This window comes from Herbaspirillum sp. SJZ106 (assembly GCF_006715495.1).
Lineage (GTDB): Bacteria > Pseudomonadota > Gammaproteobacteria > Burkholderiales > Burkholderiaceae_D > Herbaspirillum.
The window spans coordinates 750,259-764,516 of the sequence record NZ_VFNI01000001.1 but is presented as its reverse complement, the minus strand read 5'-3'; the positions used below and the strand labels follow the sequence as shown (position 1 = coordinate 764,516).

General features: G+C 65.9%; 17 protein-coding genes. 7 read left to right on the top strand and 10 right to left on the bottom strand.

What is annotated here, in order from left to right; translation table 11 throughout:
• Positions 1-29: 29 nt before the first annotated feature.
• Positions 30-947, bottom strand: coding sequence for a LysR family transcriptional regulator (locus FB598_RS03360; protein WP_141912812.1), 918 nt, complete (start codon positions 945-947; stop codon positions 30-32).
• Between the two features lie 157 nt (positions 948-1,104).
• Between FB598_RS03360 and FB598_RS03355 the strand changes: the two genes are divergently transcribed.
• From FB598_RS03355 to FB598_RS03345, 3 genes are read left to right on the top strand one after another with little or no spacing between them, the layout of a single operon-like run.
• The gene (locus FB598_RS03355; protein ID WP_141912810.1) at positions 1,105-2,067 is read left to right on the top strand and encodes an agmatinase; all 963 of its coding nucleotides are present in this window, start codon (positions 1,105-1,107) and stop codon (positions 2,065-2,067) included.
• 47 nt (positions 2,068-2,114) lie between these two features.
• Positions 2,115-2,528, top strand: coding sequence for a RidA family protein (locus FB598_RS03350; RefSeq protein ID WP_079215784.1), 414 nt, complete (start codon positions 2,115-2,117; stop codon positions 2,526-2,528).
• Positions 2,529-2,588: 60 nt separating this feature from the next.
• Complete coding sequence (locus FB598_RS03345; protein ID WP_141912808.1) at positions 2,589-2,978, top strand: hypothetical protein; 390 nt, start codon at positions 2,589-2,591, stop codon at positions 2,976-2,978.
• Positions 2,979-3,128: 150 nt separating this feature from the next.
• Here FB598_RS03345 and FB598_RS20645 read toward each other — a convergent pair whose 3' ends face one another.
• Both FB598_RS20645 and FB598_RS03340 read right to left on the bottom strand, forming a co-directional pair.
• The gene (locus FB598_RS20645; RefSeq protein ID WP_183405798.1) at positions 3,129-3,278 is read right to left on the bottom strand and encodes a hypothetical protein; all 150 of its coding nucleotides are present in this window, start codon (positions 3,276-3,278) and stop codon (positions 3,129-3,131) included.
• A gap of 216 nt (positions 3,279-3,494) precedes the next feature.
• Positions 3,495-4,376 carry a LysR family transcriptional regulator gene (locus tag FB598_RS03340; RefSeq protein WP_141912806.1) on the bottom strand — a complete coding sequence of 294 codons (882 nt, stop codon included), beginning with the start codon at positions 4,374-4,376 and terminating at the stop codon, positions 3,495-3,497.
• A 114-nt stretch (positions 4,377-4,490) separates the two neighbouring features.
• Here FB598_RS03340 and bla point away from each other — a divergent pair, with 114 nt between their 5' ends.
• Positions 4,491-5,390: a class A beta-lactamase gene (gene bla / locus FB598_RS03335; RefSeq protein WP_141912804.1), complete on the top strand. Its 900-nt coding sequence runs from the start codon at positions 4,491-4,493 to the stop codon at positions 5,388-5,390.
• A 136-nt stretch (positions 5,391-5,526) separates the two neighbouring features.
• On the top strand, positions 5,527-6,168 hold the full coding sequence (locus FB598_RS03330; protein ID WP_141912802.1) for a LysE family translocator: 642 nt from the start codon (positions 5,527-5,529) through the stop codon (positions 6,166-6,168).
• Between the two features lie 8 nt (positions 6,169-6,176).
• Here the strand turns inward: FB598_RS03330 and FB598_RS03325 are convergent, their stop codons facing one another.
• Positions 6,177-6,926, bottom strand: a complete 750-nt coding sequence (locus tag FB598_RS03325; protein WP_141912799.1) for a 2-keto-4-pentenoate hydratase — start codon at positions 6,924-6,926, stop codon at positions 6,177-6,179.
• A 181-nt stretch (positions 6,927-7,107) separates the two neighbouring features.
• Between FB598_RS03325 and FB598_RS03320 the strand changes: the two genes are divergently transcribed.
• Together FB598_RS03320 and FB598_RS03315 are read left to right on the top strand one after the other, a co-directional pair.
• A complete protein-coding gene (locus FB598_RS03320; RefSeq protein WP_141912796.1) occupies positions 7,108-7,596 on the top strand; it encodes a MerR family transcriptional regulator in 489 nt (162 codons plus the stop codon).
• Positions 7,593-8,627: an aldo/keto reductase gene (locus FB598_RS03315; protein ID WP_141912794.1), complete on the top strand. Its 1,035-nt coding sequence runs from the start codon at positions 7,593-7,595 to the stop codon at positions 8,625-8,627. Before FB598_RS03320 ends, FB598_RS03315 begins: the two co-directional genes overlap by 4 nt.
• Positions 8,628-8,715: 88 nt before the next feature.
• Here the strand turns inward: FB598_RS03315 and FB598_RS03310 are convergent, their stop codons facing one another.
• The 6 genes from FB598_RS03310 to hydA all read right to left on the bottom strand — a co-directional run bounded on the left by FB598_RS03310 (position 8,716) and on the right by hydA (position 14,256).
• The gene (locus tag FB598_RS03310) at positions 8,716-9,390 is read right to left on the bottom strand and encodes an amino acid ABC transporter permease (protein ID WP_141912791.1); all 675 of its coding nucleotides are present in this window, start codon (positions 9,388-9,390) and stop codon (positions 8,716-8,718) included.
• Positions 9,391-9,399: 9 nt separating this feature from the next.
• A complete protein-coding gene (locus tag FB598_RS03305) occupies positions 9,400-10,071 on the bottom strand; it encodes an amino acid ABC transporter permease (protein WP_050468046.1) in 672 nt (223 codons plus the stop codon).
• A gap of 12 nt (positions 10,072-10,083) precedes the next feature.
• Positions 10,084-10,830, bottom strand: a complete 747-nt coding sequence (locus FB598_RS03300) for an amino acid ABC transporter ATP-binding protein (protein WP_141912789.1) — start codon at positions 10,828-10,830, stop codon at positions 10,084-10,086.
• A 91-nt stretch (positions 10,831-10,921) separates the two neighbouring features.
• Positions 10,922-11,794: a transporter substrate-binding domain-containing protein gene (locus tag FB598_RS03295; protein WP_141912786.1), complete on the bottom strand. Its 873-nt coding sequence runs from the start codon at positions 11,792-11,794 to the stop codon at positions 10,922-10,924.
• Between the two features lie 24 nt (positions 11,795-11,818).
• Positions 11,819-12,799: an N-carbamoyl-D-amino-acid hydrolase gene (locus FB598_RS03290; RefSeq protein ID WP_141912784.1), complete on the bottom strand. Its 981-nt coding sequence runs from the start codon at positions 12,797-12,799 to the stop codon at positions 11,819-11,821.
• Complete coding sequence (gene hydA, locus FB598_RS03285) at positions 12,784-14,256, bottom strand: dihydropyrimidinase (RefSeq protein WP_141912781.1); 1,473 nt, start codon at positions 14,254-14,256, stop codon at positions 12,784-12,786. Before hydA ends, FB598_RS03290 begins: the two co-directional genes overlap by 16 nt.
• Between the last annotated feature and the right edge of the window lie 2 nt (positions 14,257-14,258).

Here is a 14,258-nt window from a genome sequence, read left to right as displayed (position 1 = left end):
CCATTTTGGCGTGCGCGGGAAGCGCCGGATTACGCGGCGGCGAGGGCGCCTGCAGAACGCGCGTGGAATTCCTTGAGGATGGACAGGAACAGGTCGACCCGATGGGTGGACGGGCGAACCGGGTCGGTCACCGCGCAAATGGTGTGGTGGAAGGTAGGGCTGCCGCGGCGCGCGCGCAACGCGTAGCGCTTGCCGATCAGTTGCGCGTAGTGCGTAGGCAGCAGGCCGACATAGTCGCCGGTGGCCACCAGCAGCGCGATGGCTTCCAGTCCGCCGGCATCGGGCCCGCGCACGTAGCCGCCCCCGGCCAGCACCGCCTCCACATAAGGATGCGGGCGATGCACCAGCGGCAACTCCCTGGCGCCGCCGCGCCCGGCTTTACCCTCCCGCCCCTCTGGGCGGATGGCGCCGTAAATGCGGTGGCTTTCGGCAAACAGCGGCAAGTAGTCGAACTCATCGTCGCCGGGGTAACGCCCGCGGATGGCGATGTCGACGCGATGCTCGCGCAGCGCCTGGTTCAGTTCCGGGAAGGTCATCACCTCGATGCGCGGCTGTACCTTGGGCGCGCGCCGCTTGAGCATGGCAATGGCTTGCGGCAGCTTGCAGTCCGGATGACCCAGCGCATGCTCGACCACACCCAGCGCCAGCGGGCCGGACAGCACGCCATGCACGGCATCGATCTCGGGCCGGATGCGCTCCAGCGAGCGCAGCGCGCTGGTGGCCAGCTTGACCGCCACCTCGCCCTCCGGCGTCAGCCTGAAGCCGGCCGGGCCGCGCTCGCACAAGCGCACGCCAAGGCGTTCCTCGACCTCGCGCACATGGCGGCTGATGGAGGCCTTGGACATATGCAGCGACTTCTCGGCCGCGGAGAAACCGCCCGCCTCGGCGACGTTGCAAAACACCCGCAGCGAGCGCAGGTCGCGTTCATCGAGGTCGAGTCGGAGCATGGGATTGGTTTTTCATAAAGTCTTGAAAAATGGAACTATACCTCCAAAAGAATCATTTTCCATGCGCCATGGCAATCGCTACAGTGCATTCGAAACGGCACGCCGCAACGCCCGCCCTCCCGGACTATTACCGCCTCTTACCCCAAGGATGCCAGCCATGGAACAACTCACCGTCCCGCCGCGCAGCGGCCACAAGACCCTGCTTTACTCGGAACCGGTCGCCGACTTCACCGACCTGAAGTGCGACATCGCCGTGCTGGGCATGCCCTTCGGCGCCGCCTACAGCCCGCGCCAGTACAGCAACGACCAGACCAACGCGCCGCAGGCGCTGCGCGACCTGAGCGACCGCATGGTGCGCCATCCCACGCATTACGACTTCGACATCGATGGCCCGCTGCTGCAGGAGCGCGACGACATCCGCTTCGTCGACTGCGGCGACGTCATGCCCGACCTGGGCGATCCCGAAGCCCACAAGCGCCGCGCCGAAACCGCCATCCGCCAGATCGTGCGCGGCGGCGGCATGCCCATCGTGCTGGGCGGCGACCACGGCATCACCAACCCGGTGCTGCGCGGCTTCGATGAAGTCGGCCCGGTGACGCTGGTGCATATCGATGCCCACCTGGACTGGCGCGATGAAGTCAACGGCGTGCGTGACGGCCTCTCCAGCGTGATCCGACGCGCCTCCGAACTGCCCTTCATCAAGCACATCGTGCAGATCGGCCTGCGCGCGCAAGGCAGCGGCCGTCCCGCCGACTACCGCGCCGCCAGGGAATGGGGCGCCGACCTGGTCAGCGCCTACGAATTGCACGACATCGGCATGGACGCAGTGCTGGCGCGCATCCCCGACGGCGGCAACTATTACCTGACCATCGACGCCGACGGCCTGGACTGCGCCATCATGCCGGCCGTCGATGGCCCGGCGCCCGGCGGCGTGACCTTCCTGCAGGCGCGCAAGCTGATCCACGGCCTGGTGAAGAAAGGCCGCGTGGTCGGCATGGACATCGTCGAGATCCAGCCGGCCAAGGACAACGCCAGCAAGATCAGTTGCGTAACCGCCGGCCGCCTGATCGTCAACCTCATCGGCGCCACGATCCGCGCCGGGTATTTCGACAAGAAATAAGCAGCCTTTCAACCACTCATTCACCCACTCACCCATCGGGAAAAGACATGGCACACACACGCATCCGCAAGTTCAACACCAAGGCCACCTATCCGGAACAGAAGATCGACAACGACCTGTGCCAGGCCGTGGTGGCGCGCGGCACCATGGTGTTCTTGCGCGGCCAGATCGGCCAGGACCTGGACACCTCCGAGAGCGTCTGCATCGGCGACGTCCGCGGCCAGACCGAACAGGCGATGAAGAATATCGACATGCTGCTCAAGGAAGCCGGCAGCAAGCTGGAGCACATCTGCAAGGTCACCATCTACATCTCCGACCCGCGTTTCCGCGAAGACGTCTACCTGGTGGTCGGCAAGTGGCTGAAGGGGGTGTTCCCGGTCTCGACCGGCATCGTGGTGACCGCCTTTGCGCGGCCGGAATATCTGGTGGAAGTCGATGCCACGGCGGTGATCCCGGATTAAGGGCGAGATCAAATCATGGCATTAGCACGGCCGCGGCCAAGCTTGGCCGCCAGCGGCAGGATGCATGCAATTTCATCCGCCGGCTTCGGCTTGCCGCGCTCGTTCATCGTGCAGGCATTGCGCCGCGAGCTGATCAGGATATACGGCCTGGCCGATGATTGCTGCACTGCCATGGGCGTCGGCGAGACAGGCGAGTTCCTGGCGCTGGATGGACAGCCGGACTACAACGCCCCGGGCTTCGCCTTGCGCTTGTCGCTGGCCGATGCCAATGGCCGCCGCATGCAAAGGTTGCTGGAATTTGAGGTGGGTATCCTGATGCAGCAGTATCGCGTGCGCCTCGGCGCACGCAGTTTCAACATCGCTTTCCTGCCGGCGCTGGACCGGCCAGCCCTGGCCACCGCCGCGCGGGCGGCCATGCAGGAAGCCCTGCGCCCGCAGGCACAGGGCTGATCCTCACGTAACGTCTCTGGTAAGTCGCTGTACTTTGGGCCGCATCGCTGATGCGGCCTTTTTTTATGCACAGGCAAAAATCAGAAGGAATTGTTGAACCCCGGCGATGCCGCGCCTCGCGGGAAAAATAAGCGCGCTGCCGGTGCAATGTCACTGCTCGCGGTTGTCCCGTCCCATCGGGGACAGCCCGGAGTACAGGCTGCAGGATTGCGGCTGGCCGCGGTGCGAACCGGTAGTGAGGTCGCCCGAATCGTTGAGGTAATCGACCAGCTTGCGATAGAGCTTCGCGAAGTATTTCATGATACGTCCCCGTTCTCTGCACTTGGATTGCTACGGATACCGCCTGATCTTCACGGGAAGGGCCACGGCGATGCCGCCCTTTCTAAATTATTTATATCATTTATTCTATGCCGGACCATCGCCCCCGTCCACCAGGAAATTCTCCATCGATGCGGCGCTGTTGCCACAAGACCTCACTTTTCGGCCAGCCGGCAAGCTCTGCGTGGCGCAGCCGGCTCACGCCGGTTCGGGCAAGCCGGCCGCGCCGGAATGCGCCAGCAGCCACTGGCGAAACGCCAGCATCGCCGGCGTCTCCTGCTTCGATTTAAGCCGCGTCAACCAATAGGCGCCGGCGCCGATGGCTATGTCAAACGGACAGACCAGCCGCCCCTGCTGCAACTCCCGCTCGAACATCAGGATCGGCAACAAGGCCACGCCGGCCTGCTGCGCGGCCGCCTCGGCCATGGTCAGCGAAGAGTCGAAGACGAAGCCGCGTATGGCCGGGCATACCGCGCCCGCCGCGGCGAACCACTCGCTCCATTCGTCGCTGCGGTAGGAGCGTAGCAGGGTTTCTCCCGCCAGGTCGGCGGGACGACGCAGGCGGGCGGCGATCTCGGGAGAACACATCGGCGCCAGCGGCGCGCTGAACAAACGTTCAGCATCAGTCCCGTGCCAGGCGCCATCGCCAAAGCGGATCGCGTAATCCAGGCCTTCGCCGGCCAGGTCGACGCGGTTGTTGTTGGTCAGCAGCCGCAGGTCGACGAAGGGATAGGTCTGCTGGAATTCGCGCAGGCGCGGCATCAGCCAGCCGACCGCGAAGGTGCCGACCACGCCCAGCGTAAGCACCTCGCGCTTGCGGCCGTTCTCGAACTGCGCCAGCACGGTGCCGATGCGGCTGAACGATTCCGCCAGCACCGGCAACAGGGCCAGCCCCTCGTCCGTCAGCGCCAGGCCGCGCGGCAAGCGGCGAAACAGCGCCACGCCAAGGCGCTCCTCCAGGTTCTTGACCTGCATGCTGACGGCAGTCTGGGTCACGTTCAGTTCATCGGCGGCGCGCGTGAAACTCAGCTGGCGGGCCGAGGCTTCGAAGGCGCGCAAGGCATTCAGGGGTAAATACATGACTTCTCCATGACCAAGTTTTTCTAATGCCTGCTGCCAATTATCGTGAATTGCGGGCCTTTACACCACCTCCTATCATCTTGGCTCGCACACTAACAATAGCAAGGAGAGTTCATGCTGGACAGACGCAATTTCCTGACGCTGGCAGGCCTGGCGGCAAGCGGATGGCTCACTGACGCCTTGGCGGCGCAAGGGTCGAATACAAGTAAACCTGATGGATCGGGCAGCTTCGTCCAGCAAATGGCGAAGCTGGAAAGCGGCGTCAACGGCCGCCTCGGGGTCTTTATCCTGGACACGGCCAAAGGCCGTCAATGGGGCTACCGCGCCGACGAGCGCTTCCCAATGTGCAGCACCTTCAAGTTCCTGGCCTCGGCCGCGGTCTTGAAGCGCATCGACCAGGGCGAAGAGCGCCTGGAACGCCGTATCGTCTACACCAAAGAATCCCTGGTGCCCTACTCGCCCACCACCGGCAAGCACACCGGCGGCAACGGCCTGTCGATGTCCCAGTTATGCGAAGCGGCCATGACGCTCTCCGACAACACTGCCGCCAACCTGATGCTGGAAAGCCTGGGCGGTCCGGCCGGCCTGACCGCTTTCATCCGCTCGCTGGGCGACGACCTGACCCGGCTGGACCGCAACGAACCCACGCTCAACGAGTCTCTTCCCGGCGATCCGCGCGACACGACGACTCCGGCGGCCATGGTTGCCGACCTGCGCAAGATCGTGCTGGGCAACGCCCTCAACCCGGCCTCGCGCACGCTGATCACACAATGGCTGCTGGACAACCAGACCGGCGCAAAACGTGTACGGGCAGGATTGCCCACGGGCTGGAAGGTGGGCGACAAGACCGGCACCGGCAGCCACGGCAGCACCAATACCGTGGGCGTCGCCTGGACGCCGCAGGGCGTGCCGCTGCTGTTCGCGGTTTACCTCACCGAGACCGGCGCCGATGAGGCGCAGCGCAACGGCCTGCATGCGGCAATTGGCAAGCTGATCGCCGCGAAACTGGCCTGAGAACCTGTTCACAATCTCGCCGGCAAACAGGCATGCCATAATGCGCCGCAAGGACGAAGGCGTGCCGGCCTTCGCAGTTTGCGGCGCCGAACAAAAGCCAGGGTGCTGCCCACAGCCGCTTTGCCAAGGAGCCCCGATGACCGCCCACAGTCTCAGCCTCACCACACTGTTCCTGTTTTCGCTGGTGGCGATGGCCACCATCGCCACGCCCGGCCCTACCGTCTTGTTGGCCTTGTCCAATGGCGCGCGCCTGGGCGTGCGGCGCGCCTTGCCGGGCATGCTCGGCGCCGTCGCGTCGGACTGCGTCCTGGTGGGATCGGTAGCGGTGGGCCTGGGCGCGCTGCTGGCCGCCTCGGAATTCTGGTTCTCGGTGGTGAAATGGGTGGGCGCGGCCTACCTCGCCTGGATCGGCCTGCGCATGCTGCGCTCGGGCGGAACCGATCTCGCCGTGGAGGCGGGCGATCCGCAGGCCAGCCCGCGCAAGGTATTCATGAAATCGTTTCTGGTGGCGGTAACCAACCCCAAGGGCTACCTGTTCTGCTCGGCATTGCTGCCGCAATTCATCGACAGCGCCGCTCCCCAGGCCTGGCAATACCTGGCGCTGGGTACGGTGTTCTGCGCCCTCGATTTCGCCATCATGTTCGGCTACGCCGCCATCGGCGCGCGCGCCATCAGCTTGCTGCGCCGGCGCGCGCTGCGGTGGATGGACCGCACCTGCGGCGCCATCCTGCTGGCGCTGGCCGGATCGCTGGCGTTCTACCGCCGCAGCGGCAGCTGAAACCGGCATCAGTCCCCGAAACTGAAGGCCACCGCGCCGATCCCGTCCAGCATGGCCTCCACCTTCATGCCCGGGCGCGCATGCTGCACACCCGTACATGAGCCGGTGGTGACGATCTGCCCTTTCTTCAGCGGCATGCGGCGCCGCGCGCAATGGCGCGCCAGCCAGGCCAGCATGGCCCATACGTCGCCGGCGGGGTTGCCGCCGGTCATGCGCGCCACTTCCTTGCCATCCAGCGACAGGCTCGCACTGATGGCGCGCAAGTCGGGCGCGGCAGCGGGCATGGGCAATGGCGTGCCGAGCACCAGCGCGCCGTGGCTTTGCAGATCGGCCATCGCAGCCCAGGGGTTGCCGCAAGGCGCCGGCCCCAACCGGGTCTCCACCACTTCGATGGCCGGCAGCACGGCGTCGAACACGCCCAGCAGCTCCTCGCGGGACGGCAACGCATCGCCCGGATCGAAGTCGCGCCCGACGCGCAACGCCAGCTCGGCCTCCAGTCCGCGTATCCGCCACTGCGGGCCGGACAATTCGACGCCCGCGGCCAGCATGCCGGAGGCCGGCAACGGCGAACAGGCCGGCTCCATCCCCTCGCCCTTGCTGCCGACTTTCCAGCCGCCCACCGGCCCCAGGCGCAACAACTGCGCATCCTGCACCGCATAGGCGGTGGCGGCATCCCCGACTGCCAGCCGGCGCCAGTCCAGCAAGAGGCCGCTGGTGCGGGCATCGAGCAGAAGTTGTGTGGCGGCGTGGGCGTTCATTGATGCTTCCTCCGGAGGGCAGGGTCATGGGCGGCAGCGCGCATTGTACGCGGACATGCCGCCCCGGGCAGCATGGCAAGATGACAATAAACCACGGCCACCAGCAAGCCGGCGCCAAGTTGTCGATAATGGAAAAACCGCGCTTGACTTAGAGCGCACTCCAACAAATAGACTGCCTCCCATGACGACTTCCATGACCATTGCCCAGGCTGCCGCGGCTACCGGACTTTCGGTACATACGCTGCGCTATTACGAACGCATCGGCCTGCTCGATCCGGTCGAACGGCGCGACAACAGCCACCGGCGCTATACGCAGGAAGACCTGAACTGGGTCGCCTTCCTGCTCAAGCTCAAGGCTACTGGCCTGCCGGTGCGCGCAATGCTGCGCTACGCCGAGCTGCGGCGCCTGGGCAATACACTGGAAAGCGTCACGGAACGGAAAGCGATCCTGCAGGCCCATACGCTTTCCGTACAACAAACGCTGGCCGAATTGCAGAGCAACCTGGCCGTGCTGCACCAGAAGATCGACCTCTACGGCGACATTGAAAAAGAAGCCGCGGCCAACGCCGCGCGCTCTTCACGCAAGCAGGAACGCCGCGCCGCCGATCACAATGATGCAGCCGTCGCCGCGCGGCCCGCCAGCGTCAACCATGAAAGGACGCCAACATGACACAGCAAACTTCCGCCAACCATCTCCAACCCGGATCGGCCGTCGGCACCCGCCGCCTGGGCGCCAACGGCCCGCTGGTCTCCGCCATCGGCCTGGGCTGCATGGGCATGAGCGATTTCTATTCCAACCGCGACGACGCCGAATCGCTGTCCACCATCGACCGCGCGCTGGAACTGGGCGTGAACCTGCTCGACACGGCCGACATGTACGGCCCCTTCACCAATGAAGAGCTGGTGGGCCGCGCCATCAAGGGCCGCCGCGACAAGTTCTTCATCGCCACCAAGTTCGGCTTCGTGCGCGATCCCAACGATCCTTCGGTGCGCGGCGTCGACGGCAGCCCCGGCTATATCCGCAAGGCCATCGAAGGCAGCCTGAAGCGGCTGGGCGTGGAAACCATCGACCTCTACTACCAGCACCGCATGGATCCCAACACACCGATCGAGGAAAGCGTGGGCGTGCTGTCGGACCTGGTGAAGGCCGGCAAGATCCGCTACATCGGCTTGTCCGAAGCCTCGGCCGCCACCATCGAGCGCGCGCACCGCGTGCATCCGATCGCCGCGCTGCAAAGCGAATACTCGCTGTGGACGCGCGATCCGGAACAAGATGCGCTGGCCACCTGCCGCAAGCTGGGCATCGGCTTCGTCGCCTACAGTCCGTTGGGACGCGGTTTCCTCACCGGGGCGATCACCAGGTTCGAGGACCTGGCCGAGGATGACTTCCGCCGCACCAATCCGCGTTTCCAGGGCGAGAACTTCGCCAGGAACCTGGCGCTGGTGGAGAAGGTAAAACAACTGGCGCAAGGCTACGGTTGCACGCCCAGCCAGTTGGCGCTGGCCTGGGTCATGGCGCAGGATCCGCACATCGTGCCCATCCCCGGCACCAAGCGCCGCCGCTATCTGGAAGAAAACGCCGGCGCGGCCGGCGTGAAGCTGAGTCCGCAAGACCTGCTGCAGCTCAATGCCTTGTTCCCGATGGGCGCGGCGGTCGGTGAGCGTTATACCGAAGCCAGCCTGAAATTGGTCAATGGTTGATTCGGTTGATTGGGCTGATCAGGCTGATGGCCTGGCGCTTTGGCAACAATGAAGAAAACAGCCCGGACCGGTCCGGGCTGTTTTCGCTTCAATGCAACGCCCGGTTCCGGTGCTCCAGCCGCGACAGCCAGCGCACCAGCGGCCACAGCAGGGCCAGGTAGAGCAAGGCCGCCAGCACGATGGGGGAAGGGTTGTACACCAGCGACTGCGCATCGCGCGCCACCCGCAGCAATTCCGGCAAGGCCACCACGCTGGCGATGGTGGTCAGCTTGATCACCTCGATGCAGTTGCCCACCAGGTCGGGCAAGGCATTGCGCGTGGCCTGCGGCACCACCACATACGCCAGCGCCTGCAGGCGCGACAGGCCGGTGGAGCGCGCCGCTTCCATCTGCCCGCGCGGGATGCTCTCGATGCCGGCGCGGAACACTTCCGCGAAATAGCTGGAGTTGTTGAACATGAAGCCGATCGCCACCGCCGCCAGCTTGGGCAGCTCCAGCCCCAGGAACGGCGCGCCGAAATAGATCAGGATCAGCAGCACCAGCGGCGGGAAGGAACGGAAGAAATCCACGTACACCGCCACCGCGATACGCAGCATGCGCGAGCCGCTCTGCGTGGCCAGCAAGGCCAGCGCCAGGCCGGAGACGATGCCGATCGGAATCACCAGCAGCGACAGCCACACGGTGGTCCACAAGCCGCCCAGCAGGAAGGGCAGCACCTCGCGGTAGACCTGCAGGTTGAAGAAGTTTTGCAGCAAGGCTTCCATCGCCGTTCCTTAACGTTTCCAGCGCCAGCGCGTTTCCAGCCAGCGCGCGAACAAGACCACGGGAATGAAGATCACCAGATAGGCCGCCGCTCCCAGCATCAGCGGCGTCGGGTTGCCGGCGTTGCTGCTGGCGGCCTGCGCGGTATTGAGGATTTCAGAAAGCGCCACCACCGACCCCAGCGCGGTGTTTTTGGTGATCGAGATGACGCGGTTGGTCAGCGGCGGCACCGCCATTCGCAGCGCCTGCGGCAACACCACCCAGGCCATCGCCTGGATCCATGACAGACCAGTCGAGCGCGCGGCTTCGCTTTGGCCGCGCGGCAGCGCCAGGATGCCGGCCCAGATGCTCTCTTCCGCATAGGCCGCCAGCACCAGCGTGAGCGCCAACCAGGTGGCGGTAAACGACGACATCGCCAGGTCGATATAGGGAAAGGCGAAGAACAGCACGATGATGACGATCAGCGGCGGCAGCGAACGCATGATGTCGGCGAAGGCCACCACCGCCAGCGTCGCCGCGCGCTGCCCGGTGGCGCGCAGCACCGCCAGCAGCAGGCCGAGCAACAGGCCAGCGGCGATCACCGCCAGGCTCAGCAGCACGGTCACGCCCATGCCGCGCAGGATGTCCTGCCAGTAGCGGCCGGCGATCTCGGCGTTGAAGAAGGTGAAGACGAACTGCTCCATGCGCCCCGCCTTTCAGTGCTGCGCGGCGTAGCGCGAGACGAAGGCCCTGGTGCGGGCCTGCTGCGGGTCGCCGAAGACCTGCTCCGGCGGCCCCTCCTCGACGATCACGCCGCCGTCCATGAACACCACGCGGTCGGCCGCAGCGCGGGCGAAGGCCATCTCGTGGGTGACCACCAGCATGGTCATGCCGGACTCGCGCAGCTCGCGCATGACCTGCAGCACGCTGCCCACCAGTTCCGGGTCGAGCGCGCTGGTGGGCTCGTCGAACAGCATCACCTTGGGCTCCAGCGCGATGCCGCGGGCGATGCCCACGCGCTGCTGCTGGCCGCCGGAGAGCTGGCCCGGATAGCTGCCGGCCTTCTCCAGCAGACCGACCTGCGCCAGCGCGCGGCGGGCGCGCTGTTCCGCTTCCGCATGCGAATGGCCCTGCACTTTCTTCAGCGCCAGCATGACGTTGCCCAGCGCCGTCATGTGCGGATAGAGGTTGAACTGCTGGAACACCATGCCGATCTTCTGGCGCACCGCGTTGAGGTTGGTGCGCGCATGCATGATGTCGATGCCGTCCACCACGATCTGCCCGGCGCTGGGTTCTTCCAGCCGGTTGCAGCAGCGCAGCATGGTGCTCTTGCCCGAGCCCGAAGGGCCGATCACGCAGACCAGTTGGCCGGCGCGCACGCGCAGGTCGATGCCGCGCAGCACCGTGTTGTCTTCATAGGATTTATGCAGGCCGACGATTTCCAGAATGGGAGCAGAACTCATGGAGGCAAACGCTATAGTCAAAATCCGTGGAAAAAATCCGCATCGGGCGACGGCCGCAGCCGCCGTCCGACGCAGCCGAACCAGGCCGGTTTCAGCTGCACTTCGGCGTGACCGGGGTGGGGTCGTAACCGTCCAGGCCCGGCACGCCCTGCCCGACGCCGACCTTGACCACGGTAGCGTCCGGCGCCGGGGTATAGCCGAACCATTTCTGCGCGATCTTGCCCAGCGTGCCGTCCTGCTTCATGCACTTCAAGGCATTGCCGGCGGCGTCGCGGCCGGCCTTGTCGTCCAGGCGGAAAGCCAGGGCCCACACCAGGCCGGTCTTGACGGTATAGGTGGTCTGCACCGCCGGATTCTGCTTGGCGGCCCAGGCGGCCACCGTGCTGCCGGCCAGGTTGGCGTCGGCGCGGCCGGACTGCACCGCCTGCACGGCGTCGGCGTTGTTGCCGTAGACGTCGTACTTGAAGCCGTACTTGGGCGCATTGTCACGCGCCCACATCTCGTAGGCCGAACCCTTGTTGACCGAGATGGTCTTGCCCTTCAGCTCTTCCAGTCCCTTGATCGCGGCGCCGCCCTTCTTGATGACGAAGGTGTAGTCGGTGTCGAGGTAGCCTTCGGTGAACAGCATGGCCTTGGAACGTTCCGGCGTGGCCGTCACCGGAGCCAGCACGAAGTCGTACTTCTTGGCGTTCAGCCCCGGCACCAGGCCCGAAAACTCGGTGCCTTCGATCTCGATCTTGCGGCCCAGGCGGCGCGCCAGCTCTTCGCCCAGGTCGATGTTGAAGCCTTGCAGGCCGCCGCCCAGCTTGACCATGGCGTGCGGCGCGAAGGTGGCATCCACGCCGGTGCGCAGCGGCTCGGCCTGGGCACAGGCGCCGGTGGCGGCCAGCGACATGACGGCTGCGGCCGCCAGCAGGGAACAGTTCAGGGACAACTTGGACGGCAGCAATTGGAACGGGAACATCGCATCACTCCTCAGGATAGGGGCTCAGGTGGAAAGTTCGGATGGGGCCAGGGGTTCGCCGGCGCCGGTGCGCTCGACGATCAGGCGGTAATGCTCGGGACGGCGGTGCTTGGCGAAATTGAAGACGTGCTGCAGGAAGGTCTCGCCCAGCCCCAAGTCGCAACTGGCGAAGATCACCTCGTCCTCTTCGCCCTGGGCCTGCGCCACGATCTCGCCGGTGGGCGCGACGATGGCCGAACCGCCGATCATGTGGAAGCCGTCCTCCGCCCCGCACTTGGCGGCGGCGGCCACCCACAGGCCGTTCTGGTAGGCGTTGGCCTGCAGCGACAGCAGGTGGTGGAACATGCGCAGGTGCGGCGGCTCGCTCCAGTGGATGTTCCAGGACGGCGTGTTGTAGCCCAGCGCCACGATGCGCGCGCTCTGCAAGCTCATCACGCGGTAGGTCTCGGGCCAGCGGCGGTCATTGCACAGGCATTGGCCGATGCGGGTGCCCAGCATGTCGGTGACGCCAAAACCGCCGTTGCCGACCTCGAAGTACTTCTTCTCCAGGTGCTGGAACGGCGCGTCGGGCTTGTGGTCGCTGTGGCCCGGCAGGTGGATCTTGCGGTAGCGCGCCACGATCTTCGCGTTCTCGTCGACCAGCACCGAGGTGTTGTAGCGGTGGCCGTCCGGCGTCAGTTCGGCGTAGCCCAGATAAAAGCCGACCTTCAGCTGCGCCGCCAGCTCGAACAATGGGCGCGTCGCCGGCCCCGGCATCTCGGCCTCGAAGAAGCGCGCGTTGACCTCAGCCTCGTCTTCCATCCAATAGCGCGGGAAAAAAGTGGTCAACGCCAGTTCCGGAAACACCACCATCCTGGCGCCGCGGGAAGCGGCCTCGCGCAGCATCTCGACCAGGCGCGCCACCACGGCGGCGCGGTCGTCGGCCAGGTGGACCGGCCCCATCTGCGCCACGGCCAGGCCGAAGCGTTGGTGCTTGCTTGCGTTCATGTTCAGTTCGACTCCCATGCTTTTCCTTTCAGGCCGAGCAAGCCCGGCAAATGGCTGCGCGCCGGCTTGCGCGCGATGCTGGCCGGCTCCGGGCACTGGCGCTTGATGTAGCGGCCCGAACCGCGCGGCACCTGCAGCTGCGCATCGCGCACCACCACGCGCCCGCGCGAGAGCACGGTCTCCGGCCAGCCGGTGATGCGGCGGCCTTCATACGGCGTGTAGCCGACGTTGTCGTGCAGCAGGCCGGCGCTGATGGTGGTCTCGCGCTGCGGATCCCAGATCGCGATGTCGGCATCCAGCCCTTCGGCGATGTTGCCCTTGCAGTGCGACAGGCCGTACATGTGCGCGTGGTTGGTGGCGGTGAGCTGCACGAATTCGTGGATGCTGATGCGCCCGCCCAGCACGCCTTCCGAGAACAACAGCGGCAGGCGCAACTCGATGCCGGGCACGCCGTTGGCCATTTCCTTGAAGGTGGTGTCTTCGCCGCGCGGCAGCTTGCCGCTCTCGTCGAAACGATAAGGCGCGTGGTCGGAGGAATACATGCCCAGCGTGCCGTCCTTGAGGCCGGCCCACACCGCCTCCTGCGCATTGGCGTCGCGCGGCGGCGGGCTGCAGCAGTACTTGGCGCCTTCCACGCCGGGCAGGTCGATGTCCTCGGCGGTCAGGAACAGGTATTGCGGGCAGCTCTCGGCGTAGATCTGCGCTCCCAGCAGCTTGGCGGCGCGGATGGTCTGCACCGTCTCGGCGCCGGCCACGTGCACGATCAGCACCGGCACCCCGATCAGGCGCGACAGCGCGATGGCGCGGTGGCTGGCTTCGGCTTCGGCCAGCGGGTCATGCGCCACCGCGTGGAACCTGGGCGCGGTATGGCCCTGGTCCAGCAAGCGCGAGGCGAGCCAGCGGATCATGTCGTGGTTCTCGGCATGGATCATCACCAGCGCCCCTTCCCGGCCGGCCAGCGCCAGCACGTCCAGCAGCTGGTAGTCGTCCAGCTTGAGCGCGTTGTAGGTCATGTAGACCTTGAGCGAGGTGATGCCGTCGCGGATCGCCTGCGGCAGGTCGTGCTGCAATGCCTGCTCGTCGGGGTCGGCCAGGATCAGGTGGAAGCCGTAGTCGATCACCGCCTTCTCCTGCGCCCGCCGCGCATAGTCGGCGATCACCTCGGGAATGCGGTTGCCGCGATGCTGGGCGGCGAAGGGAATGATGGTGGTGGTGCCGCCGAAGGCGGCCGAGACCGTGCCCGAATAAAAGTCGTCGGCGCACATCATGCCCATGCCCGACAACTGCTCGATGTGGCAATGGCTGTCGATGCCGCCCGGCAGCACCCAGCGGCCGCTGGCGTCGATGTCCTCGCGGCCGGGCGGCAGGCCCGGCGCGATCCTGGCGATCACGCCGTCCTTCACGCCGATGTCGGCCATGAAGGTTTGCCGGTCGGTGGAGATGCGGCCGTTGCGGATGGTGAGGTCGAAATCCATGT